General features: G+C 50.1%; 23 protein-coding genes. 7 read left to right on the forward strand and 16 right to left on the reverse strand.

Annotated features, from left to right (window positions below):
• Nucleotides 1-10 precede the first annotated feature (10 nt).
• The 4 genes from rsmA to glpE are packed head-to-tail and all read left to right on the forward strand — an operon-like array spanning nucleotide 11 to nucleotide 2383.
• On the forward strand, nucleotides 11-823 hold the full coding sequence (gene rsmA / locus O6P33_RS00340) for a 16S rRNA (adenine(1518)-N(6)/adenine(1519)-N(6))-dimethyltransferase RsmA (protein WP_269818279.1): 813 nt from the start codon (nucleotides 11-13) through the stop codon (nucleotides 821-823).
• Nucleotides 824-830: 7 nt separating this feature from the next.
• Nucleotides 831-1211, forward strand: a complete 381-nt coding sequence (gene apaG / locus O6P33_RS00345) for a Co2+/Mg2+ efflux protein ApaG (protein ID WP_269818280.1) — start codon at nucleotides 831-833, stop codon at nucleotides 1209-1211.
• Nucleotides 1211-2032, forward strand: a complete 822-nt coding sequence (locus O6P33_RS00350; protein WP_269818281.1) for a symmetrical bis(5'-nucleosyl)-tetraphosphatase — start codon at nucleotides 1211-1213, stop codon at nucleotides 2030-2032. Before apaG ends, O6P33_RS00350 begins: the two co-directional genes overlap by 1 nt.
• Before the next feature lie 24 nt (nucleotides 2033-2056).
• Complete coding sequence (gene glpE / locus O6P33_RS00355) at nucleotides 2057-2383, forward strand: thiosulfate sulfurtransferase GlpE (protein ID WP_269818282.1); 327 nt, start codon at nucleotides 2057-2059, stop codon at nucleotides 2381-2383.
• A 127-nt stretch (nucleotides 2384-2510) separates the two neighbouring features.
• On the opposite strand, the gene O6P33_RS00360 is transcribed toward glpE, so the two are convergent.
• Both O6P33_RS00360 and O6P33_RS00365 read right to left on the reverse strand, forming a co-directional pair.
• Nucleotides 2511-3638, reverse strand: coding sequence for an alkene reductase (locus O6P33_RS00360; protein ID WP_269818283.1), 1128 nt, complete (start codon nucleotides 3636-3638; stop codon nucleotides 2511-2513).
• A 356-nt stretch (nucleotides 3639-3994) separates the two neighbouring features.
• A complete protein-coding gene (locus O6P33_RS00365) occupies nucleotides 3995-4585 on the reverse strand; it encodes a TetR/AcrR family transcriptional regulator (RefSeq protein WP_269818284.1) in 591 nt (196 codons plus the stop codon).
• A gap of 320 nt (nucleotides 4586-4905) precedes the next feature.
• On the opposite strand from O6P33_RS00365, the gene O6P33_RS00370 reads away from it, so the two are divergent.
• On the forward strand, nucleotides 4906-5526 hold the full coding sequence (locus O6P33_RS00370; RefSeq protein WP_269818285.1) for a glutathione S-transferase family protein: 621 nt from the start codon (nucleotides 4906-4908) through the stop codon (nucleotides 5524-5526).
• A 535-nt stretch (nucleotides 5527-6061) separates the two neighbouring features.
• Complete coding sequence (gene hrpB / locus O6P33_RS00375; protein WP_269818286.1) at nucleotides 6062-8539, forward strand: ATP-dependent helicase HrpB; 2478 nt, start codon at nucleotides 6062-6064, stop codon at nucleotides 8537-8539.
• A 10-nt stretch (nucleotides 8540-8549) separates the two neighbouring features.
• Here the strand turns inward: hrpB and O6P33_RS00380 are convergent, their stop codons facing one another.
• The 12 genes from O6P33_RS00380 to ahpC all read right to left on the reverse strand — a co-directional run bounded on the left by O6P33_RS00380 (nucleotide 8550) and on the right by ahpC (nucleotide 19851).
• Nucleotides 8550-8849: a 4a-hydroxytetrahydrobiopterin dehydratase gene (locus O6P33_RS00380; protein ID WP_269818287.1), complete on the reverse strand. Its 300-nt coding sequence runs from the start codon at nucleotides 8847-8849 to the stop codon at nucleotides 8550-8552.
• 44 nt (nucleotides 8850-8893) lie between these two features.
• On the reverse strand, nucleotides 8894-9304 hold the full coding sequence (locus O6P33_RS00385) for a DUF3592 domain-containing protein (protein ID WP_269818288.1): 411 nt from the start codon (nucleotides 9302-9304) through the stop codon (nucleotides 8894-8896).
• A 4-nt stretch (nucleotides 9305-9308) separates the two neighbouring features.
• Nucleotides 9309-11504 carry an OsmC domain/YcaO domain-containing protein gene (locus O6P33_RS00390; RefSeq protein ID WP_269818289.1) on the reverse strand — a complete coding sequence of 732 codons (2196 nt, stop codon included), beginning with the start codon at nucleotides 11502-11504 and terminating at the stop codon, nucleotides 9309-9311.
• Between the two features lie 115 nt (nucleotides 11505-11619).
• Nucleotides 11620-11790, reverse strand: coding sequence for a hypothetical protein (locus O6P33_RS00395; RefSeq protein ID WP_269818290.1), 171 nt, complete (start codon nucleotides 11788-11790; stop codon nucleotides 11620-11622).
• Between the two features lie 19 nt (nucleotides 11791-11809).
• Entirely contained in the window at nucleotides 11810-12523 is a 714-nt protein-coding gene (arsH, locus tag O6P33_RS00400; protein ID WP_269818291.1) for an arsenical resistance protein ArsH, read from the reverse strand.
• A gap of 65 nt (nucleotides 12524-12588) precedes the next feature.
• Nucleotides 12589-13872 (reverse strand): arsenic transporter, encoded by a 1284-nt coding sequence (locus O6P33_RS00405; protein WP_269818292.1) that lies wholly within the window; start codon nucleotides 13870-13872, stop codon nucleotides 12589-12591.
• Nucleotides 13873-13908: 36 nt separating this feature from the next.
• On the reverse strand, nucleotides 13909-14259 hold the full coding sequence (locus tag O6P33_RS00410) for a metalloregulator ArsR/SmtB family transcription factor (protein ID WP_269818293.1): 351 nt from the start codon (nucleotides 14257-14259) through the stop codon (nucleotides 13909-13911).
• Nucleotides 14260-14455: 196 nt separating this feature from the next.
• The gene (locus O6P33_RS00415; RefSeq protein WP_269818294.1) at nucleotides 14456-14626 is read right to left on the reverse strand and encodes a hypothetical protein; all 171 of its coding nucleotides are present in this window, start codon (nucleotides 14624-14626) and stop codon (nucleotides 14456-14458) included.
• 93 nt (nucleotides 14627-14719) lie between these two features.
• A complete protein-coding gene (gene cydB, locus O6P33_RS00420; RefSeq protein WP_269818295.1) occupies nucleotides 14720-15739 on the reverse strand; it encodes a cytochrome d ubiquinol oxidase subunit II in 1020 nt (339 codons plus the stop codon).
• 4 nt (nucleotides 15740-15743) lie between these two features.
• Nucleotides 15744-17162 carry a cytochrome ubiquinol oxidase subunit I gene (locus tag O6P33_RS00425; RefSeq protein WP_269818296.1) on the reverse strand — a complete coding sequence of 473 codons (1419 nt, stop codon included), beginning with the start codon at nucleotides 17160-17162 and terminating at the stop codon, nucleotides 15744-15746.
• Nucleotides 17163-17610: 448 nt separating this feature from the next.
• A complete protein-coding gene (ahpF, locus tag O6P33_RS00430) occupies nucleotides 17611-19164 on the reverse strand; it encodes an alkyl hydroperoxide reductase subunit F (RefSeq protein ID WP_269818297.1) in 1554 nt (517 codons plus the stop codon).
• Between the two features lie 123 nt (nucleotides 19165-19287).
• Complete coding sequence (gene ahpC / locus O6P33_RS00435) at nucleotides 19288-19851, reverse strand: alkyl hydroperoxide reductase subunit C (protein WP_269818298.1); 564 nt, start codon at nucleotides 19849-19851, stop codon at nucleotides 19288-19290.
• Between the two features lie 280 nt (nucleotides 19852-20131).
• On the opposite strand from ahpC, the gene O6P33_RS00440 reads away from it, so the two are divergent.
• Nucleotides 20132-21367, forward strand: coding sequence for a multifunctional CCA addition/repair protein (locus tag O6P33_RS00440; RefSeq protein WP_269818299.1), 1236 nt, complete (start codon nucleotides 20132-20134; stop codon nucleotides 21365-21367).
• A gap of 11 nt (nucleotides 21368-21378) precedes the next feature.
• Here the strand turns inward: O6P33_RS00440 and O6P33_RS00445 are convergent, their stop codons facing one another.
• The gene (locus tag O6P33_RS00445; protein ID WP_269818300.1) at nucleotides 21379-22020 is read right to left on the reverse strand and encodes a response regulator transcription factor; all 642 of its coding nucleotides are present in this window, start codon (nucleotides 22018-22020) and stop codon (nucleotides 21379-21381) included.
• A gap of 20 nt (nucleotides 22021-22040) precedes the next feature.
• The gene (locus O6P33_RS00450; RefSeq protein WP_269818301.1) at nucleotides 22041-24332 is read right to left on the reverse strand and encodes a PAS domain-containing sensor histidine kinase; all 2292 of its coding nucleotides are present in this window, start codon (nucleotides 24330-24332) and stop codon (nucleotides 22041-22043) included.
• Between the last annotated feature and the right edge of the window lie 24 nt (nucleotides 24333-24356).

Below are 24356 nucleotides of genomic sequence, written 5' to 3' on the forward strand. Positions count from 1 at the left end.
GAGCAGCCGAATGTCCCAGATCTATCAACACCGCGCCCGTAAGCGTTTTGGTCAAAACTTCTTGCACGATACTGGCGTGATTGATCGCATTATTCGCGCTATTTCGCCTCGCGCAGAGCAACACCTACTAGAAATTGGCCCAGGCCAAGGTGCCCTGACTGAAAGCTTAGTCAACAGCGGTGCCAAGCTCGATGTCATTGAAATTGACCTCGACTTAGTTTCCATTCTCAAAGTAAAGTTTGCCCTTGCGCCGAACTTCACTTTGCACGAGGGCGATGCACTTAAGTTTGATTTTGCCCGCCTTGATCCTGCGCCAGCCAGCCTGCGCGTAGTGGGTAACCTACCCTACAATATTTCCACTCCACTTATTTTTCACCTGCTGGACAATGCCCACTTAGTCCACGACATGCACTTTATGCTGCAAAAAGAAGTGGTTGAACGCATGGCGGCCAAACCCGGCGGCGGTGACTGGGGACGCTTATCCATTATGGTGCAGTACCATTGCCGAGTGGAGCATTTATTTAATGTGGGCCCAGGCTCATTTAGCCCGCCACCTAAAGTGGATTCAGCCATTGTGCGCCTCACCCCGCACACTGAGCTCCCCCACCAAGCCCAAGATGCCCGCGCACTGGATCGTATTGTCCGCGAAGCCTTTAATCAGCGTCGTAAAACCCTGCGCAACACCTTGAAAAATGTCTTACCTGCCGAGGCCATCGCCGCGGCTGGAGTAGATGGCAGCTTACGACCTGAACAACTAGATATTGCTGCTTTTGTGCGTTTAGCTGATCAATTCACCGCGCTACAAGCAGCAGAGTCACCTTGAGTACACTATGAATTATCTGAGCAATACAATCAGTATCAGTGTGAATACGCGCTACTTAGCCGAACACTCACACCCTGAAGATAACCGCTATGTGTTTGCCTATGACATCACCATCCGTAACAACGGTGAGCACTCAGCACAACTATTAAGCCGCCACTGGATCATTACCGATGGCAACGGCAAAACCCAAGAAGTCCGCGGCTCTGGCGTGGTTGGCGAGCAGCCTGTGATCGATGCTGACGATGAATTCAGCTACAGCAGCGGTACTCTGATGACCACTGCGGTGGGCAGCATGCAGGGCAGTTTCACCATGCGCGCTGAAGACGGCGAAGAGTTTGAAGCACCCATTGCCCCCTTTGGTTTAGCCGTACCAGGAGCTTTACATTAATGGCGACATACGCTGTTGGCGATGTACAAGGCTGTTTAGCACCACTCAAATGCTTACTCGATAGAGTTAATTTTGACCCCAGCCAAGACCAACTATGGCTGGTTGGCGACTTAGTCAACCGCGGTCCGCAATCCTTAGAAACATTGCGTTTTCTGTATGCCATGCGCGACTCTGTGATCAGCGTACTGGGCAATCATGACCTGCACTTGCTGGCCATCGCGAACCATACTGCACGGCTCAAAAAGAAAGACACTTTACGTGAGGTGCTGAATGCGCCGGACTGTGCTGACCTGCTGTTCTGGTTACGCCAGTTACCACTGATGCACCATGATGCCGAACGTAATATCAGCATGGTCCATGCCGGAATTGCCCCACAGTGGAGCATTGCCGAGGCCCTCGCCCGCGCCGCAGAAGTGCACAAGGTATTACGCGATGACAGCCTTTATCAGACCTATTTAGACGGTATGTACGGCGATCAGCCAAATATGTGGCACGACGGGCTAACAGGCATCGAGCGTTTGCGACTGATCACCAATTACTTCACCCGCATGCGTTTTTGCAGCCCAGATGGCCAATTAGAACTTAAAGCCAAAGAAGGCATAGACTCAGCACCTAAAGGCTTTGCGCCTTGGTTCAGTCACCCACAGCGCGTATCCCGCCATGACACTGTTTTATTTGGTCATTGGGCAGCACTGGAAGGCCGTTGCCCAGCCCCTAACACCATTGCCCTTGATACTGGCTGTGTCTGGGGTGGGCAAATGTCGCTGTACAATATTGACAGCCAACACTTCGAGCGCTGCAGCTGCGCGCCAGCTCAGTAACTCCCAATTTTGCACGAGGATTCCATGCACGCTTTTCAACGAATCAATGTTCAACAAGCCCAGCAGCTCTGTGCCGATGGCGCCGTGATGGTCGATATACGCGACCCAGAAAGCTTTGCCAACGGTCACCCCAGCGCAGCTATTCATCTTGACAACCAATCTCTGGCGGAGTTTATTGCCCATGCCGACTTGGATGCCCCTACCATTGTGATCTGCTATCACGGCCATTCCAGCCAAAGCGCAGCAGCCTACTTACATGGCCAAGACTTTAGCGATTTGTACAGTATGGATGGTGGTTTTGAAGAGTGGGCGCGGGTTTTTCCAGCATTGGTCGAGCGCAGCGCTGAGTGAGCACAAACTCAACAGCCCCAGCAGCCGTAAGCTGTGGGGCCGATATGCAGCAGTAGCTGAGCATCCAACGCACCTGCAAACTCAATGAACTGCAGCAATGCTCAGGTAACAAAACGAGCAATCAGGACTACTCTGCTTGATAGACAGGGTAATCGGTATAACCCTCCGCCGTACCGCCATACATGGTCGCCGGATCAACTGGATTGAGCGGCCAGCCATTGACAATGCGCTGCGGTAAGTCTGGATTGGCAATAAATGGCCGACCAAAGGCAATCAGATCACCAAGCCCTGCAGCCAAGGTTTTTACACCGCGCTCGACGGTATAACGTCCGGCATAAATAATGCGACCACTGAAGATCTGTCTTACTTCTCGACGAAAGTCATCCGACAACTCTGGCGCATTATCCCAATCAGCTTCAGCAATGGATAAGTAGGCAATACCCGCCTCTTCCAACACCTTAATGGCCTCTATATAAGTGTTGCGTGGATCTGTTTCTACCAGCCCCATATACACACGGTCTTCTTCGGTACTGGCAAACAACGGAGCAAAGCGTACGCCTAAACGGTCTGCGCCCACCACCTCAGCAACAGCGGCAACGATTTCACGCAAGAAACGCAGACGATTGTGCAGCGAACCACCGTACTCATCGTCACGCTGGTTGCTGTGCTCAGAAATAAACTGATTGACCAAGTAACCATTGGCGCAATGCAGCTCAACACCGTCAAAACCGGCACTTAACGCATTACGCGCGGCTTGCGCATAAAGCTGCACCAACTCTTTAACCTCTGCTGTGGTTAATGCCCGCGGTATTGACGGCTCGGCGAGAATACCGCTACCGGGTCCGGTTTCAATAAACACTTTGACATTATTAGCAGCAATTGCTGAAGGTGCCACAGGCGCAGCACCGTCGGGCTGCAAGGAGGTATGTGACACACGCCCCACATGCCACAGTTGGGCAAAAATAATATTACCTTGTGCATGCACAGCGTCGGTTACTTTACGCCAGCCTGCAATCTGTTCTGGGCTGTAAATCCCCGGTGTCCAAGCATAACCTTGGCCGCGCGGCTCAATTTGCGTGCCCTCAGTAATCATTAGCCCAGCACCGGCCCGCTGCTGGTAATAGGTGGCCATCAGCTCATTTGCAATATTACCCGGCTGGGTGCTGCGTGAACGGGTCAAAGGCGGTAACACCACGCGGTTGTTCAAAGTGTGGCGGCCAAGTTGCAGCGGCTCAAATAAGCTATCTGTATTCATTTACGGTTCCCTATTACGGCAATAAACGCCTGATATATACCTAGCCAGCAGTGTTAAACCACTAAAAATAGACCAGTCGCCTAGAAAAAAGAGTGTTTGTTAGTCTTACCTGCCAACAAAAGCCAATGGCCGCCTGCACTACACAGGTTCACGGCCTCTGACTTTTGCTACAGTTTACGGCGCAATGGGCGTACTATATATAAAATTAGACCAGTCGTCTAGACGAATTATTACAGTCCGCTCTGATTAACAATCAGACTCAAGCCAACTAAAATCTTGCCTAATTAGCACAACAGGTTGAACAGCTCTGCACCAGCAGTTTTAATACGCTAAGGCAGCGAATCATCCAACGCCGGTTAAGTACCAGCCAGCATAGCCTCGGTAGTCAGCATTGCGCTGACTAAAGGTTGGTTATTACGGTGCAGCTTACTCAATAAGCTCGCCCCCAGCCAAAGCTGATACAGCGCTGTAGCAGTTTGCTGGGCATTGATCTGTGGTGGTAGCGAGCCATCCTGCTGCCCTTGCTCTAAGCAGCGGATTAAGCGTGCAATAACTTGATCAGTGCCGTCGCGCAAGGTAATACGCATTGCTTCCGACAAGTCTGCAACCTCTGCGCTTAACTTAACCGCTAAACAGGTTTGCGCATCACCCGGCTCACAATAGTTATTTAGCCAGTTCTGCCAGTAGCCCATAAGCTGTTCCCGCGCACTCATCTGTGCTGCGGTGAAACGTTGCTCCATATCTGCTAGATAATTTTCAAAATACTCTTCTAGCAAGGACTGCCCATACTGCTCTTTAGATTTAAAGTAATGGTAAAACGAACCCTTAGGTACACCAGCAACCTGCAAAATCTCATTTAGACCAACACCAGTGAAACCTTTTACCACCATCATTCGATGGCCCGTATCAAGTAACTGCTGGCGTGTATCAGCGTAATTTTGTTTCATCAGGATCAGGCACCTATATGCAGATATTCGAAGAGGCAAATCATTCAAGACTATTATATCAAGTCTGCTGGCAACTCGCGCAAACCTGCTAACTGAGTTTTAGCCCACCGCAATCAATGCTGCTCAGGCTATAGCGACTCAAAATTGTACTTAACCAGCCAATCCTAATTTTACCACGGAAAATAAATAATAGACTGGTCGCATTTTTAGAACATACAATGCTTGCTACACGCACCTCAGTGACCGCAACTTATGGCACTGCGCTCAACTAGCACTCATGCATACAACAAACCTGCGTGCCACACAAGGAAACAGCCAACATGATCAAACTTCATCACCTCAACGCTTCACGTTCAATCCGTATTCTCTGGTTACTGGAAGAGATTGGGCAGCCATACGAGCTCATTCACTATCAACGCGATGCACAAACACACTTAGCGCCAGCAGCACTTAAGGCCATTCATCCCCTAGGTAAATCCCCTGTGATTGAATTGGATGGCAAGGTCATTGCTGAATCGGGAGCAATTGTTGAGTTATTGATTAAGCGCTTTGCCCCACATTTAGCTCCAGATGAGGAGTCGGCAGCCTACGGCGATTACCTGCAATGGCTGCATTTTTCTGAAAGCTCAGCAATGCTGCCTTTCTTATTAACAGTATTTAACCGTTACGAAACAAAAGCAGGCACCACGTTAAAGTTTCTCGACAGCTACGCCGCCATGGAATTTAACAAGGTTTTCACTTATTTAAATGCGTACTTAGACGGCAAAACATTCCTCGTCGAGGAGCGTCTCAGTGGCGCGGACTTTATGCTGGGTTTTGTTGTACAGGGCGCCCTACAGATGCTGCAATGTGGCGATAAATACCCACACATTCAGCGTTATATTACCCACATTGAAAGCCTCCCAAGCTACCAGCGTGCGCTACAGCTGGAAGCAAACTGATCAACTGCTGGCAAAACAGCTCAATACTGTTTTGCCAAGTAAGGGATTAAACCCATCCACCAACGCCATAGCCACACTGGCGCAAGGCTGTTTACCAGTCGAGCTGCCAGCGCCCCTAGCCCTGATCAGCTAGGGGCGCTTTTCTTAGAGTAGCTTTTGCTCACGGGCCATAGCCATTGCCGCTTTGGGACCCGCCCACAGCGATGGCGTAACTCATAGAGTCGCCAGTGGTAGCAACAAAGTAGGTATTAGAACGATTGGATCGCCGAAGCGGTGGGAGGATGAATTTACAGCGGAGTCAGATGCAGCAGATTGAGAAAAACTACCGGTCAACGACATTACAGCCAACTTGGTTTTAAAATTGGCGGTCTATGATGCGGACTGCTCAGCGCATTGCAACGCCAAAGGCTGATTGACTATTGAGCAAAATAGCTCAGCCACATGACAGCGCCACATCAACACACTGAATCGCCATCATTTACCCAACACCTTGCGCTACAATCAGCAGCAGTCCCTTTTTCAGACCCAACTTACCATGCTGCCCATCGATGCCATCCTGCCAGTACTCAAAAAAACCCTTGAACAGCACAGTACTGCGTTACTGCAAGCACCGCCCGGTGCGGGTAAAACTACGCGTGTGCCCCTGGCCTTACTCGATGCGCCTTGGCGTGAGGGGCGTAAGATTTTGATGCTGGAGCCTCGACGATTAGCCGCGCGCTCAGCGGCTCGCTATATGGCTCAGCAACTCGGCGAGAAAGCTGGGCAAAGCATCGGTTACCGCACCAAACTGGACAGCCAGATTTCTGCCAGCACGCAGATTGAAGTAGTCACTGAAGGCATTTTGACCCGCATGATTCAAAGTGATCCCATGCTGGAGGATTACGCTGCAGTGTTGTTTGACGAATTTCACGAGCGCTCCTTGCATGCCGATTTAGGCTTGGCGTTGGTGCGCGAGTCGCAACAAGCCTTGCGAGACGATCTACGCATCCTGGTGATGTCGGCCACTTTAGATAGCGCACCCATTGCCCGTGTGCTCGGTGATGTGCCAGTGATCAGCAGCGCCGGCCGGGCTTTTCCAGTGGAGGTGATCTATCGCCCAATGCAGCTGAGAAACCGGCAGCAAACGGATGCGGTGGTCGCCGTGATTCATGAGGCGCTGGCTGAGCAAAGCGGTTCGCTGCTGGTCTTTCTGCCCGGCGCGGCGGAGATTCGTCGCGTCGAAAACCAGTTACGCGGACAGGTAACCGATGATGTGCTGATCACACCTTTATACGGCAACCTCAAAGCTGACGAACAAGATCGCGCGATTTCACCCACCACTGCGGGCACGCGTAAAGTGGTGTTGGCTACGGCAATTGCCGAAACCAGCTTAACCATTCAAGGCGTGCGTGTGGTGATTGATAGCGGTCAGCAACGGCGCGCAGTGTTTGATCCCAATAGCGGCATGACGCGACTGGTGACCACGCGGGTATCCAAAGCCTCGGCCGAACAACGCAAAGGCCGCGCTGGACGTATTGAGCCGGGCGTGTGCTATCGACTCTGGAGCGCAGAAGAACAGGCCACGCTGGCAGAATTCACCCCGCCCGAAATCCAAGAGGCGGATTTAGTCGCACTTGTTCTGGAGTTAGCCCAATGGGGCGCTCGCGATCCAGCGCAGGTGGCTTGGATTGATCCACCGCCAACGGCGCACTGGAATCAAGCCCGCGAGCTACTGCAACTGCTCGGCATGCTCGATAGTGCCGGCGCGATTACTGAACATGGCAAAGCCGCACGTGAGTTAGGCATTCATCCACGTTTAGCCAATATGGTGTTGCTCGGGCGCACACTAGGCCTTGGCGCGACGGCCGCAGAGCTGGCCGCCCTGCTGGATGAGCGCGATCTGCTCGGAGCTAATTCGGGCGCCGACCTGCACGAGCGTTTGCGCGTATTGCACGGCGAATACCGACCTGAACGCTTAGATACTGCGCGCTTAAGCAGCATCCGGCAGGTAGCAAAACGTTTGCTGCAAAAAAGTGATGTACCCGCGCAGCTTGCCAGTCCGACAGAAACCGGCCGTTTGTTAGCACTGGCCTACCCCGACCGCATAGCTCAGCGTCGCGCGGAGCAGTCTACCCGTTATCAACTGAGTAATGGTAAAGGCGCGACCTTACGCGCTGATGACAGTTTGCTCCGCCACGCTTGGTTAGTGGCCGCTGATCTGGATGGCAAAACCCGTGAAGCCACCATTTATCTGGCGGCACCGGTGGATATTGCCGATATCGAACATGACTTAGCGCATTTAATTCACACCAGCGAAGAAGCTCTGTGGGATGACAAGCGCGGTACCGTAGTGGCCCGTCGCGTACGCAAATTAGGCGAGCTGGTGCTGCAGGAAAAAGAACTGGCTAAAGCTGATCCTGCGCTGATCCAACAAGGCTTGCTCAATGCCGTGCGCAACAAGGGTCTGGTCAGTCTGCCTTGGACAGATGCAGCGACCCAATGGTGCGCGCGGGTCAAGCTGCTGGCCAAAATTTTTCCTGATGATTGGCCGGATGTTAGCGAAACAGCTTTGCTGAATAGATTAGAAGACTGGCTGCTGCCCTTTTTAACCGGTATGCAGCGCTGGTCGGATCTGAAAAAACTCAATCTCATTGAAGCTCTTAATAGCTTGCTGACGTATCCACAACAGCAACAACTCAACAGCTTAGCGCCCACCACCTTGGCTATTCCCACCGGACAGAATGTGCGCTTGGATTACACTGCAGAAAACGGCCCAGTCTTGGCCGCCAAGTTGCAAGCGCTGTTTGGCTGGCTCGACACGCCCACAGTGGCGGACGGTAAAGTCCCAGTGCTGATTCACCTGCTCTCTCCAGCACAAAGACCACTGGCGGTAACCGCTGATTTGGGTAACTTCTGGCGCAATGTCTATCCAGAAGTGCGCAAAGATGTACGCGGGCGTTATCCGAAACACCCCTGGCCGGAGGATCCATTGAGCGCACCAGCACAACAAGGCGTAAAGAAGCGTTACGAGTAACGTCCTAGAGCTATGCAATCAAAGCCGATATCTGCTTAGCCAAGGCAAAATCCCGCGTCGAAATACCACCCGCATCATGGGTGGTTAAGCTGATGCTGACCTTGTTGTACACATTGAACCACTCTGGGTGATGATTCGCTTTTTCAGCCAAAATCGCCACCTGGGTCATAAAACCGAACGCGGCAACAAAGCTCGGGAATTTAAACTCCTGATACAACTTATCATCCTGAATGCGCCATATAGCATCAGAGCCTTGATTAAGCGCTTCTAGGGCAGTGGTAATATCTGTAGCACTGGAACGTTCGATCATAACAACCTCTTCGATATTCATTCAGCAGCCAACTGCAAGCAAGCCTATTGCCCCCTAGCTGCTAACCTTGTCTTCATAGCCGATAGCAACACGACTAGCATAAATATCAGCAGCAGAAACACAAAAGCCAAGGTAATGCCGTAACGGCCATTGCCGGTATTGATCAGCGCCAGATAGGGCTGCTCTGGATCGACTAAGATGGGTACTGTTGCGCCTGCGGTTAGCAAGCCAAGCCCTGTCAGGGCATCCACCACACCGATACGCGTTTCCAACTGATAGCTCTGCCCCTGCACTTTATAGCCAATAATATAGCTTTTATAGACAGTACCCAGAACTTGCCCAGTAACAGGCTGCATTTTGGCATTCCTTGCCGACTCCCAAGCAAAAGCACCGACACAGACTAGCAGTAACAGGATAAAAATCCGTAATATGGCAGCGCGCATCGGTTTACTCATCGCCTTAACCTACAAACCGCGCCCGCGCTGTATGCAGCTTTTTCAAGCTATCGAGCAAACGTAAATGTTTATCCAAACCTTCCAGCTGCATATTGGTTGGGGTTAAACCATGGAAGCGCACACTGCCTTGCAAAGAACCAATCACCGCATCCATGCGTTCGTTACCAAACATGCGTCGAAAGTTCGGCTCGTAGTCGCTCAACGCCATCTCATCATCCAGCGCCACTTCTAAAGCAGCGGCCATGGCCTGATAAAACAGCTCGCGTTCAACGGTATTGTCGTTAAACTGTAGGAACTCTTCGGTCAGCTCTAAGGCCTCTTCTAAGCGGTTCAGGGCTAAATAAATCAGTAGTTTCAGCTCGAGAATCGTCAGCTGCCCCCAAACAGTATTTTCATCAAATTCAATACCAATCAGAGTTTTAATATCGCTGTGATGATCTTCTTCACTGTCTTCTAAGCGCTCCACCAAAGCGTCCAACTCAGCATCGGTTAAGCGGTGCAGATTGAGAATATCCTCGCGAAACTGCAGCGCTTTGTTGGTGTTGTCCCAGATTAAATCATCCACTGAATACACCTCAGAGAAATCTGGCACCAACATCCGACAGGCAGTAGCGCCCAAGTGCTCAAACACCGCCACATAGACCTCTTTGCCCATGTTTTCCAGCAAGCCAAACAGCAATTCAGCTTCCTGCGCATTTGTGTTGCGGCCGCTATCAGTGAAGTCCCACTCAACAAACTCATAGTCCGCTTTAGCGCTAAAGAAGCGCCACGACACCACACCACTGGAATCAATAAAGTGCTCCACTGAGTTATTCGGCTCAGTCACTGCTTCTGTGGAAAACGTTGGGCGGGCAATATCGTTGAGGCCTTCAAAACTACGCCCTTGCAACAACTCAGTCAGGCTGCGCTCCAACGCCACTTCAAAATTCGGGTGTGCACCAAAAGAGGCAAACACTCCGCCAGTGCGTGGGTTCATTAAAGTGACGTTCATCACTGGAAACTGGCCGCCCATAGAGGCATCTTTGACCAACACGGGAAAACCCTGCTCTTCCAGCGCTTTAATCCCAGCCACAATATTGGGGTATTTATTCAGCACTTCTTGCGGTACATCAGGCAAAGCCATTTCACCCACTAAAATTTCCCGCTTAATCGCTCGCTCAAAGATTTCTGACAGGCATTGCACCTGCGCTTCTTCGAGGGTGTTACCGGCACTCATACCGTTACTTAAGAACAGGTTTTCAATCAGGTTGGTGGGGAAGTACACCGTTTCACCGTCGGATTGGCGCACATAAGGAATCGAGCAAATACCCCGCGCGGTATTACCGGAGTTGGTGTCATACAAATGCGAGCCACAGAGTTCGCCGTCCGGATTATAAATCGCCAAACAGTGCTCATCTAAAATCTCAGCAGGCAGCTCATCATTAGGGCCCGGCTGAAACCAGCGCTCATTGGGGTAATGGACAAAGTCCGCATTGGCCAGCCCTTCGCCCCAGAATTGGTCGTTGTAAAAGAAGTTGCAGTTCAGACGCTCAATAAACTCGCCTAAAGCTGAGGCAAGCGCGCTTTCTTTGGTTGCGCCCTTACCATTGGTAAAGCACAGCTGCGATTGTGAATCACGCAAATGCAGCGACCACACATTGGGCACAATATTGCGCCACGAAGCGACTTCAACCTTCATACCCAAATTAGCAATCAGGCCGGACATGGTGGCGATGGTTTTTTCTAGCGGCAGGTCTTTACCGGCAATAAAGGTTTGGTTGTTTTCATCCACAGTCGTACCCAGCAACGCTTGGGCATCGGCATCTAAATTACCCACTGCTTCAATGACGAAATCTGGGTTATTTTGCACCACACGTTTCACTGTGCAACGCTCAACCGAGCGCAAAATACCTTGGCGGTCCTTGTCAGAAATATCTTCAGGCAGCTCCACCTGAATTTTAAACATCTGCTTATAGCGGTTTTCTGGATCAACAATATTGTTCTGCGACAGGCGAATATTTTCCGTTGGGATATCACGAGCTTGGCAATACAGCTTAACGAAATACGCTGCACAGAGCGCCGATGAGGCTAAAAAGTAATCAAAGGGACCCGGCGCAGAGCCATCACCTTTGTAACGAATCGGCTGATCAGCCACCACAGTAAAGTCATCGAACTTGGCTTCAAGACGCAAGTTGTCGAGAAAGTTAACCTTAATTTCCACAGCGAATCACCAGAATACAGAGCAAAAAGAATGACTGCTATTATCCAGTATTCCTGCAGGATATGTTGCTAAATGTAGTCCCCAAACCCACCCTCACCTCTTTGCGTAATCAATCCTATCTTTTGTGCACCGCAATAAACCATTTGGGCTGCATTACTTCGAAGTCTGTCCGAGCATTACTGGGCAAATAACTGGCGAAATCCAGTACCACGGGCTGTCCAGCGAGACGCTTAAACACCAGCCAATGCCAAAAATCTGTAGCGCCTTCACGGTGATGCTTGATCACTCTGAGCAAAGCTCATGGATCAAATCGAACCTTGATTAACCCGCTGCGATAACTCTTCTACTGATTCTTTACGCTCAGAATAACGGTCCACCAGATAATCCTGGCGGTCGCGTAGCAATAAGGTGAACTTCACCAACTCTTCCATCACATCAACAATGCGGTCGTAATAGGGTGACGGTTGCATGCGGTCATTGTCAGCAAACTCAGTAAAGGCTTTTGGCACTGAAGACTGATTAGGGATGGTAAACATGCGCATCCAACGCCCTAAAGCACGCAGTTGATTGACCACATTAAAGGACTGCGAACCACCACAGACTTGCATCACCGCCAAGCTTTTACCTTGAGTCGGACGCACAGCGCCCATGCTCAACGGCACCCAGTCAATCTGTGCTTTAAATACCGCACTCATAGCGCCATGCCGCTCTGGCGAGCACCAGACTTGGCCTTCTGACCATTGCATCAATTCACGTAACTCAGCCACCTTAGGATGGGTGTCTTCAACGTCGTCCGGCAAGGGCAAACCCGACGGATTAAAAATACGAGTTTCTGCACCAAAGGTTTCTAACAAACGCGCTGCTTCTTGCACCACTAAACGGCTAAAAGAACGCTGACGGGTAGAACCGTACAACAATAAAATACGCGGTTTATGCGCAGACTGCTGAGCGGGTTGTAACTGTTCCAGCGTTGGAATATTTAATGCGCTAGCGCTGATATTGGGTAAATCTTCGTGCATGAAAACGCTCTCTTACGACCTTGCTTGGCCTGCTGTGGATAACTTGATAGATGAACTGTAATGGCTTAAATACTCAAGCGAATCGCTAAAGCACTGAGGGTTACCAGCAACACCGGTAACGTCAGCACTACACCGACCTTAAAATAATAGCCCCAGCTGATTTTGATGTTTTTCCGTGCCAACACATGCAGCCACAGCAGTGTGGCCAAGCTACCAATTGGGGTGATTTTCGGCCCCAAGTCGGCACCAATCACATTGGCATACACCATCGTCTGCTGAATCACCCCATCGACGCCAGCCGCATCTATCGACAGCGCTCCGACCAACACTGTGGGCATATTATTCATGATGGAGGACAATACAGCCGTGAGCAATCCGGTGCCTAAGGTCGCCGTCCACAAGCCCTGCGCGGCAAATATATTTAACAGTTGGGCAATATAATCGGTGAGCCCGGCATTTTTTAAGCCGTAGACCACCAAATACATCCCTAACGAAAACACCACCACTTGCCATGGCGCTTCCTTGAGCACTTTAGTGGTGCTAATCACCTGACCACGGGCGGCAATCAGATACAACAACAACGCACAGACTGCAGCAATCACACTGATCGGCACGCCCAGCGGTTCAATCACAAAGAAGCCCAACAGCAGTAAAGCTAACACCCACCAACCGGCCACAAAAGTAGCGTGATCTCGGATCGCTTCTTTAGGTTGCTTAAGTTCATTCAAAGCATAATTAGCCGGCAAGTCTTTACGGAAAAACCAAAGCAACATCGCCAAGCTGGCAGCGATACTGACAACGTTCACTGGCACCATCACCGCCGCGTATTCATTAAAGCTGAGATTAAAGTAGTCCGCCGAAACGATATTGACCAGATTCGAAACAACAAAAGGCAAGCTGGCAGTATCGGCAATAAAGCCTGCGGCCATGACAAACGCCAAGGTGGCCGCCGGAGAAAATCGCAGCGCCAGCAGCATGGTGATGACAATGGGCGTAATAATTAACGCCGCACCATCATTGGCAAATAACGCCGACACCGCCGCGCCCAACAGCACAATAAAAGCAAACAATTTGCGCCCACTGCCGCCACCCCAACGCGCCACATGCAAGGCCGCCCACTCAAAAAAACCGGCTTCATCGAGCAGTAAACTGATAATAATAATGGCAATAAAGGTGGCCGTGGCATTCCAGACAATTTGCCAAACCAGCGCAACATCTGCCAGCTCCACCACACCGCTGAGCAAGGCCAACAGGGCACCAAAAGAAGCACTCCAACCCACCCCAAGCCCGCGCGGCTGCCAAATAACCAAGGCAATCGTAATCAGAAAAATCAGCAACGCGATCAGCATGTGCAACACTCAGTCCGTGGCAATAGTTGAAAGGGTTTAGTTACACACAGGTTGGTTGAGCGGCCCACGCGGCATCGCCTGTAAGCGCTGCAGATCATCCGCTAACCACTGCTGATTCGCTGCGAGGGTTTGCTGCAGAATGTTCAGCACCCAAACCGGCAACTGCGGATGCAAACGGTAATACACCCACTGCCCTTGGCGGCGATCCAGCAATAAACCTGTACTACGCAGCAAAGATAAGTGCCGGGAAATCTTCGGCTGGCTGGTCTGCAAGCTTTCAGTCAACTCACAGACACAGAGCTCATCAGCGCTGGCAATTAATAACGTAATCCGCAGCCGCGTATCATCGGCAAGACTTTTAAACACATCAGTCGGCGCAAGCTGCATAAAGAAGCCCTAAATAAAGACGGTGAAATAAGGGCTGAGCGCCAAGCAAAGAAGCTTATACGCCAAACCATATATATGATAAAACGAATATACGAGCTTATGAGAAAAGTGTAAAGCTAAAATGGGGCCTGCGAGTGTGGTGGCGTCAGCGTGCTAAGAGCTGCAGCGCTGGCTAATGATTGCTTGGTTTTAGTGACTAGTCTTTTTTGTCGATGGTGAGCTCAATCGATTTACTCTCACCTGCAAACCACTTTTGCACATACAAAGTGCCCACAATAGGCGCTGTCCCCTCCTCAGGGACTTCCTTGTAGCGCACACTGTTTTTGGTTTCTTTTTCGTATGCAAAGGCTAGTGTTTTCTTAGTCATAAAACTCTCGAAAAATTGTACATGCTTGGTTAACAACAACGCAGTCATTCGTGCCATCCGCTAGTAGATACACAGAAGCAATAATCACATAAATCAGTAATACGTATCGCCCGTTTTAACCTTGCCGCGGAAAGTCCAATAAATGAATGCTGTATAGGCCAAGATAAGTGGAACTAACGGCATAACACCTAAAAGCATAAAGAGCTGACTCTCTGGGGAAATAGAAGCCTCCCATAAGGTAAGCGCAGGTGGCACTAAGTAAGGAAAAATAGAAACGGCAATCCCCACAAAACTAAAGATAAAAATAAATACCGTTGCCGCAAAGCCCTGCCCACCACGGCCTTTCTTAATAGCACTGAAAGCCCACCAAACCAAAGCAAGGACCAATAGCGGCAGCACCCAGATATAATTCAATGCGGCAGAGTCAAACCAACGCGTATTAATGCTAGGCACAGCCAGTGGTGTCCATATCGCAGCCCCAAGAAGAAACGCGAATAAGATAATTAATGCCGGCATAGCAAGCTGCTTAGCACGTAAGCGTAGAGCGCCATCCGTGCGCAGCATCAGCCAAAACGCGCCTAATAATGCATAACCCGCCACTACCCCTAACCCACACATCAAGGCAAATGGATGGGCCCAATCAAGCGGGCCACCAGCAAACTTACCGTCAACTACTTCAATTCCATGAATAACAGTACCAAGCACTACACCCTGACAGAAGGCAGCGACAATGGAACCTGCAGAAAAAGCAAAGTCCCATTTCTTTTGCTTAGGTTTGGAAATAAACCTAAATTCAAAAGACACTCCTCGGCATATTAACCCCATAAACATGATTAAAATGGGCAGATAAAGGGCGGGCAGAATGATGGCGTAAGCCTTAGGGAAAGCAATCCATAAACTGCCTCCAGCAAGAACCAACCAAGTTTCGTTGCCATCCCAAAAAGGAGCGATTGAATTCATCATTCGATCACGCTGCTCTTCGTCTTTCACCCAAGGAAATAGTATTCCCATCCCCAGGTCAAACCCATCCAGCACGACATAAAGCAGGACCACTACGCTAAGCAGTAAGGCCCAGATAACAGGCAAGTGATAATCAAACCATAAACTGTGCATCGTACTAGTCCTCTACACGCATGGCCTTACGACCTGCTTCTTGTGCTGCCGACATAGGCCTTAATGGGGATGCATGATCAGCAAAAGCACTGCTGTCTTGGGCGACATCCGGTCCTGCATTAATTAAACGATTCATATAGTAAAGTGCTGCACCATAGATAACGACATACAATGATGTAAGTAACAGCAATGACGTTAACATTGCGCTAGCAGATGCCGGTGAAACCGCATCTACAGTACGCAATATGCCAGTAGCCACCCATGGCTGACGCCCCACTTCAGTGGTATACCAACCCGCTAAAATGGTGACAAAGCCTATAGGCCATATAAACCGGGAAAAGCGTAAGAATCGTTCGGAGTGAAATAAACTCTTACGCCACCACAACACGCCACCGGTAATGATGGTAAGCATCATGACACCCCACATGGCAATCATAATGCGGAAAGCAAAGAACGGAATCGCAATAGGTGGACGTAAATCAGGGGAGAACTCTTTCAGCCCTTTAATAGAGCCATCTAAAGAGTGCGTAAAAATAAGACTACCCACATAAGGAATGGCAACCTGGAAATCATTACGCTCTTGCTCCTCATTAGGCCAAGCAAATAACACCCAAGGAATTGGACCTTTAGTACCATCTTTCTCCCCCCAATGCGCCTCCATCGCGGCTAGTTTTACCGGTTGATATTTCAAGGTATTTAAACCACTCGCATCACCTACAAAAGCTTGAATGGGCACAAGAACAATTAAAATGCCCAGTGCCATCCGTATCATGGTTTTAGCGTTTTCTATTGCCATGCCTTTAAGTAACCAACGCGCCCCTACCGCCAATACGACAAACGCCGTGGTTATATAGGCTGCCAGGAGCATGTGCGCTAAACGTGTGGGAAAGGTGGGGTTAAAAATAATTTTTAACCAATCCACTGGATAGGCGATGCCGTCACGAACCTCATGACCCGCCGGAAACTGCATCCAGCTGTTAGCGGATAAAATCCAAAACGCTGACAATGTCGTGCCGAGTACCACGATCACACAGGCCACAAAGTGTAGCCAGCGCGGCACTCTACCGGCGCCAAAGAGCATCAACCCTAAGAAGGTGGCCTCTAAGAAAAATGCGGTGAGCACCTCATAACCAATGAGTGGAGCAACGACATTACCCACCCCTTCGGCATAATTACTCCAGTTCGTACCAAACTGGAAAGTCATAATAATGCCCGTTACCACTCCCACACCGAAAGAAACGGCAAATACCTTTATCCAGAACTTTACTAAGTCATGATATTTTTCATTATCGGTGTATAACCACATACCTTGTAAAGTGGTAATCCAAGCGGCTAGTCCTATAGTAAAAGCAGGAAAAACGATATGAAAAGAAATCGTAAATGCGAACTGAAGCCGCGAAAGAATGACTGGGTCTAGCTCCATGCTAGCCTCCTATAGCAACATGAACCGCCTCACACAACGTGATCGGTATCGATTTATAGGCAGGAATACCACTATCTAGGTCGTAGTCCTTAACTCCTGACAATATAAGCGGCCACGAACCCTTTAGCAATTTGTAGTGGCGTAGTGGATTTGACCGCCTAATGAGCGGTGCGACCATGCACCAACACGTAATTAAATATGTGTAGAAAAGTCAGAGCAAAACGCAACTTGAGCCACGAACTCCGAATCACAGTAGCTCAAGTAGCTGTTGATTAAAAACGACAGCTCGCGGCAAGCAGCATGATTGACTGAAGCTAGAACCAAAAGCTAAACAATATTTTAATACTCAGCTAATGAGCCAATAAAAAACGCCCGCTGCATTCAATTGCAGTGGGCGTTTTGTTTTACAGCGGCCTAAGGTTTATTTAGGCCTTGTCCTATGTTGCGCTTACGAGCGAATAATGTGATCAAAAGCACTCAATGACGCTTTTGAGCCTTCGCCCATGGCAATGACGATTTGCTTGTAAGGTACAGTTGTGACGTCACCTGCAGCAAACACGCCGGGGATGTTAGTTGCGCAGCGGGCGTCGATTTCGATTTCGCCGTGCTTAGACAAGGCAACCGAGTCTTTCAGCCACTCAGTATTCGGCAACAAACCAATCTGCACAAAGATACCATCCAGATTCACCGTATGGCTTTCTTCAGTGTTGCGATCTTGGTAGATCAAGCCTGTTACTTTACTGCCGTCACCTACCACTTCAGTGGTCATAGCGCTCTTGATCACCGTAACGTTTGGCAAGCTTTTGAGTTTTTTCTGCAACACTTCATCAGCGCGTAAGGTATCAGCAAACTCAAGCAAGGTGACATGCTTCACCAAGCCAGCTAAGTCGATCGCGGCTTCAACACCTGAGTTACCGCCACCAATCACTGCAACATCTTTACCTTTGTATAAAGGACCATCACAGTGCGGGCAATATGCCACACCACGGGTACGGTACTCTTGCTCGCCGGGGACGTTCATTTCACGCCAGCGTGCACCGGTCGACAGGATCACAGTTTTAGCTTTTAAGCTGGCACCGGATTCAAACTCAACTGTATGCAAACCACCCTGCTCTGTTGCAGGAACTAAACGGCTCGCCGTTTGCAGGTTCATCACATCGATATCGTACTCACGCACATGCTCTTCCATGGCGCGCACCAATTTTGGACCTTCTGTTTCGGTGACTGAAATAAAGTTCTCAATCGACATAGTATCCAAGACTTGGCCACCAAAACGCTGCGCAGCAATACCGGTACGAATACCTTTACGCGCCGAGTAAATAGAGGCTGCAGCACCGGCTGGGCCACCACCAATGACCAATACATCAAAGGCGTCTTTCTCATTCATCTTCGCCGCGTCACGCTCTGCGCTACCGGTGTCAACTTTAGCGAGAATCTCTTCAACATCCATGCGGCCTTGGCCAAACATTTCACCGTTGAGGAAAATCATCGGTACCGACATCACCTGGCGCTCTTCAACTTCGTCTTGGAAGAGTGCGCCATCAATGGCAACGTGGCGGATATTTGGGTTGAGCACAGCCATTAGGTTCAGTGCTTGTACTACATCTGGGCAGTTCTGGCAGGACAGTGAAAAATACGTCTCAAAACTATAGCTGCCTTCCAGCTGAGCGATTTGCTCAATCACTTCTTGCGATAATTTAGATGGGTGTCCGCCGACTTGTAGCAGCGCCAACACCAACGAAGTGAACTCGTGGCCCATTGGGATACCAGCAAAACGTAAGCTGATCTCTCCATTAATACGGTTTAAAGAAAACGAAGGTTTACGTGCATCATCACCGTCAGTGCGTAAGGTGATTTTGTCACTCATGCTGGCAATTTCTTCCAGCAAGTTTTTTAATTCGGTGGATTTGGTTCCATTATCAAGGGACGCAACGATCTCGAAAGGCTGCGTCACCTTTTCTAGGTAAGCTTGTAATTGTGCTTTTAAATTAGCGTCCAACATGATCAATATGCTCCAAAATCTGATTTTTAAAAATAAAACGCCCGGGCAGTGTGTGCCCGGGCGTCGGGCTTACGGAGTTGGATCACAACCTAGCAAGCAGAGATAAAAAGCAAGGAGTGATCCTTAGATTTTACCTACTAAGTCTAGTGAAGGAGACAGAGTTGCTTCACCTTCTTTCCACTTAGCTGGGCACACTTCACCTGGGTGAGCGGCAACGTACTGTGCTGCTTTAACTTTACGCAGTAACTCTTGTGCGTCACGGCCAACACCACCAGCGTTGATTTCAACGATCTGGATTTTACCCTCTGGATCGATTACAAATGTACCGCGATCTGCCAGGCCAGCTTCTTCAATCATCACACCAAAGTTGCGGGTGATTTGACCAGTTGGGTCACCAATCATTGGGTACTGGATCTTGCCGATTTCTTCTGAAGTATCGTGCCACGCTTTGTGGGTAAAGTGGGTGTCAGTGGATACTGAGTAGATTTCTACGCCAAGCTTTTTGAAGGTTTCGTAGTTGTCAGCTAAGTCGCCAAGCTCAGTTGGGCAAACAAAGGTAAAGTCTGCTGGGTAGAAAAACACCACAGACCACTTACCTTTCAAGTCTGCTTCGCTGACTTCGATGAACTCGCCATTGTGAAAAGCTGTTGCGTTAAACGGTTTAACTTCGCTATTAATATAAGACATTAAATAATTCCTTTAAGTGGTTAAGAACTTACGCTATTAATACTAGGTCATTTACACTCTTAGGCATAATTGATTGATATCATAGACTCGATAGCTAAAAGTTATCAGCCCGTTTTCTATAGCACACAATCAAACACTCAGAATGCAAAGTTCGCGGCCAGCACCCTATATAATTATTGGCCTGACTCACTCACAGAATTAACAACGCAACCCACAAGCCAGCAAAGAACCGCAGTGCGCGGTATCCTTGTGGTTATGTCTAGCTAAGGTACGTCCCTGTATGCAAATTTTCAAGGTCGGTGGCGCAGTTCGCGATCAACTTTTAGGCCGCACAGTGAAAGATATTGACTGGGTGGTAGTAGGTGCCACGCCAGAGCAAATGCGCGCACAAGGTTTTCGCCCAGTGGGTGATGATTTCCCTGTATTTCTGCATCCAGAAAGCGCTGAGGAGTATGCCTTGGCACGCACGGAGCGCAAGAGCGGCCACGGCTACGGCGGCTTTACCTTCCATACCAGCCCTAGCGTAACCTTAGAAGAAGACTTATTGCGCCGCGACCTAACGGTGAACGCTATGGCGCAAGCAGATGACGGCACCTTATATGACCCCTATGGCGGCCAAACTGATCTTGCCAACCGAGTATTGCGCCATGTTTCACCAGCTTTTGCCGAAGATCCCCTGCGCATATTGCGGGTTGCGCGTTTTGCTGCTCGCTATGCTTATTTAGGCTTTAGGGTGGCAACGGAAACCATGGCGTTAATGCGTCAGCTCTCTGCTTCAGGCGAACTACAATACTTAACCGCTGAGCGTATTTGGCAAGAATTTGCCCGTGCTTTAATGGAAGACAATCCAGAGGTGTTTATTACTGTGCTGCGTGATTGCGGTGCATTAAAAGCCTTGTTGCCAGAAGTGGATGCGTTGTTTGGTGTACCGCAACCTGAAGAGCACCACCCAGAAATTGATACGGGCGTGCATATTATGAGCGTGTTGCAACAGTGCGTACGCTTTGCTCAGCCGCTTAATGTACGCTGGGCTTGCTTGCTGCATGACTTAGGTAAAGGTACGACCGACCCTGCCCAGTGGCCTCGGCATATTGGCCATGAAACCCGCGGTTTAGCACTGATTAAAAAAGTTAATAAGCGGCTTAAAGTGCCCAATGACTGCGCGCAGTTAGCCTTTTTAGTCGGTGAATATCACACCCATGCGCATAGAGCCTTAGAGCTACGTCCAGCAACCTTATTAAAATTATTAATGACATTCGATATCATGCGTCGCCCACAGCGTTTTGCTGATTTTATTGCCGCCAGCGAAATGGATTCGCGCGGACGGTTAGGCTTCGAAGATCGAGAGTATCCACAGGCTGAGTATCTACACCAAGCAGCAGCAGTGGTGCGTGCTGTGGATGTTAAACCGCTACTGGAACAAGGCCTACAAGGTGCGGAGCTTGGCCAAGCCTTGACGCAAGCGCGCCAGCAAGCGTTACACGATTACGTGGAGCAAGCTCGGCAGTCAAACTAAACCGCGCTGGGCTACGCCTCTGTGGCCCCGCGCAAGGCTAAAGGGTCCAGCAAACCAGCCGCAATCACCATACCAACTAAGTCTGGCAAGGTTTGCGCCTGCATATGTTTCATCACCCGCGAGCGGTATAAATCCACTGTTTTCACACTGATCCCAAGCTGCTCGGCAACCTCGCGATTGGTATAGCCTTGCACCAAAGGCAGCAACACATCGCGCTCGCGCGGGGTAAGACTGTCTAAGCGCTGCAATACAGCCTGCAAGATACTTTCTTCAGGCTCTGCATTAAAACGGCTTAGTGCCTGCTGCACGCTATCGAGCAACAGTTGTTCGTTATAGGGCTTTTCAATGAAGTCCACCGCACCGGCACGGAACGCACGCACCACTATGGGTACATCGGCATGGCCACTGACAAAAATAATAGGTAAATCCACGCCTTTAGCCCGCAAGGCTTCTTGCACATTAAGCCCCCCCATCCCCGGCATGCGCACATCTAAAATAACGCAGGCTCGAGTGCTCTGGGGCAGCGCATCAAGAAACGCCTGACCACTGGTAAAGGGTATTGCACACAAACCAATGGACTCTAATAACCATACAGTTGAGTCTAAGATTCCTTGGTCATCATCAACCACATACACGCTATATTTTGCACTCACAGTAAAGCCCTTATAATTATTTATGCTTCAACTGTAGCTCGCTCATCATTGCGGCCACGTATCGGTAAGCAACACACTAAACACAAGCCGCCTAACACTCCTGCTTCTGCCTCTAATGCACCACCAAAGCCCTCGACAATGCTGCGACTCATGGATAAACCCAAGCCCAAGCCTTCAGCTTTACTGGTATAAAACGGGGTGAACAGTTGCTCCAACTGCTCTGAACTTGCACCCGCACCCTGATCATGCACCTTAATATACACACACTCAGCTTGTTGCTCTGCGGTCACTAAAATCCGTGACCCATCCTGATGCTGCTCACGATTGGCTTCCAGCGCATTGCGCAACACATTGAGCAGCACTTGCTCTAATAAAACTCGGTCGGCGTACACCAACGGCAACTCCGATAACAGCTGTTGCTCAATAGTAACCCGCGCACTGCTTGCCTCCCAGGCACATAATTGCACCGCGTCTTGCAAAACTTCGGCAATATTCAATGCCTCGACCCGCCGCGGCTCTTTACGTAAAAATGCACGCAAACGCTTAATCACTTGCGCGGCATGGTTGGCATGCTCGGTGATGCGCTCTAAACCTTGCGCCACACGCTCGACCGGCAGCGATTGCTCTTGCACCGTTTGTAAATAGCGCAAACTGGCGCTGGCATAATTTATCACCGCGGCCAAGGGCTGATTAATCTCATGGGCAATGCCTGAGGTCAATTCCCCTAAGGTAATTAAACGTGTGGTATGGGCCAGCTCTTCTTGATGTTTACGGTGCTGTGCTTCGCGTAACTCTCGCTCTGCCATATTGCGCGCCACGAGCGAATAATAACGCTCACCGCCTGCCAGCGTATGCGCCAGCAAGACTAAAGAAACCGGAAATGAAGCTAAATGACCATAAGGCTGAAAACGTGCTTCACAACTCCAACCGCCCTGTGCGTCAGCAGCTTGCCAGCCCTGCTGTGTAAGTTCAGCCAAGGTAGCAGCACTGACCACATCAGCCAGCTGCATCGAATGCTGCGATTCTCCCGCCTGTAAAGAGCGCCGCGCCGATGGATTCATCCAACGAATCAAGCCGTTGGGATCAACAAATAAAACCAAATCAGTATTGACCTCAACCACTTCCGCAAGGCGGCGGCGATTCTCTTCCGCTTGCACCCGTGCAGTGATATCGCGCGACACACTGATAACTTCAACAATCGCCCCTGTATAGGTTTCACGAATTGCGCGGCTGGCAGTTTCAAACCACAGATAATGCCCAGCCCGGTGACGCACTCGCAAACTCATGGTGTGATAACCGTCTTCGGCTAACGCGTTTTTTGCTCGCTGCTCCACCAGCAGCACACCTTTTTCATGCAGCAACGCCTGACAACGCATGCCCTGTAGCTCTTCAGGCCAATAACCCAGTAAGCGCCAAGAAGCGGGTGAGGCGCTAATAAAACGGCCATCTGGCGTGTGTCGTGAAATCAGATCGGTAGTGTTTTCAGTGATTAAGCGATATAGACGCGAAGACTGCGCGGCATTGTGCAGTTGCTCTGCTTGCTCAGTGATATCGCGGCCACGCACTAAAATACGCTGCTGCTCTGGGCTGGGAATATAACTCCAAACAAAAGTACGCTGAGCAAACTGCGCCGGTACATCTTCAATCACCCGCTGTTGAGTTAAACAACTGCGCACTAAATGCTGATGGTTATTCGGTAAAGCTTGCAGCAGTTGCTCGCCAATATGCGGCCCAAATAAAGCTGCTGCAGTTTTATTCACCTCAAGCAAATGCGCTCGCCCGTCAACCCACAAAGCTGGATGTGGATCACTGGCTAATAATTCCACGGGGCGTGCTTCAGCCTGCGCACAGCGCAACCATGCAGCAAGCACCGCCAGCACACTGTCGAGTGCACACTCTGGTGCACTCTGCTGCAGCTCAATCACCACCAGCCCTGGTTGCTCTGGGTACAGCGGCAAACTTGCCACCACGCCATAGCAAACCCCAGCCCGCAGCATACGTTTGACTAACCAGCAATCGATGTTGCTGGCCTGCGCAATACTGAGCTGCGACTGCGCTTGCAAGGCAGTAAATAAGTGCTGATCGCTAACGTTTTGCAAGTCTCCAGGGCCAGGTGGCCAGCCGCGAACATCGCCTTCTGGGCTGTAAATACCCGCCTGCTGCTGCCAAGTGAAATACCACACCGAACGCACCTGCGGGTCCGCACTCAGCACTGCTTGCAAGGCACGCGCGCACTCAGCCAGTGGCTGTTTTTCGCTTAGCAAACGCTGTAACAACTGCAGTTGCAGCGCTTGATTACCTTTCCCAGCCATACACAACCCTAAACAATATAGTAA

Source organism: Denitrificimonas caeni (assembly GCF_027498055.1).
Classification (GTDB): Bacteria; Pseudomonadota; Gammaproteobacteria; order Pseudomonadales; family Pseudomonadaceae; genus Denitrificimonas.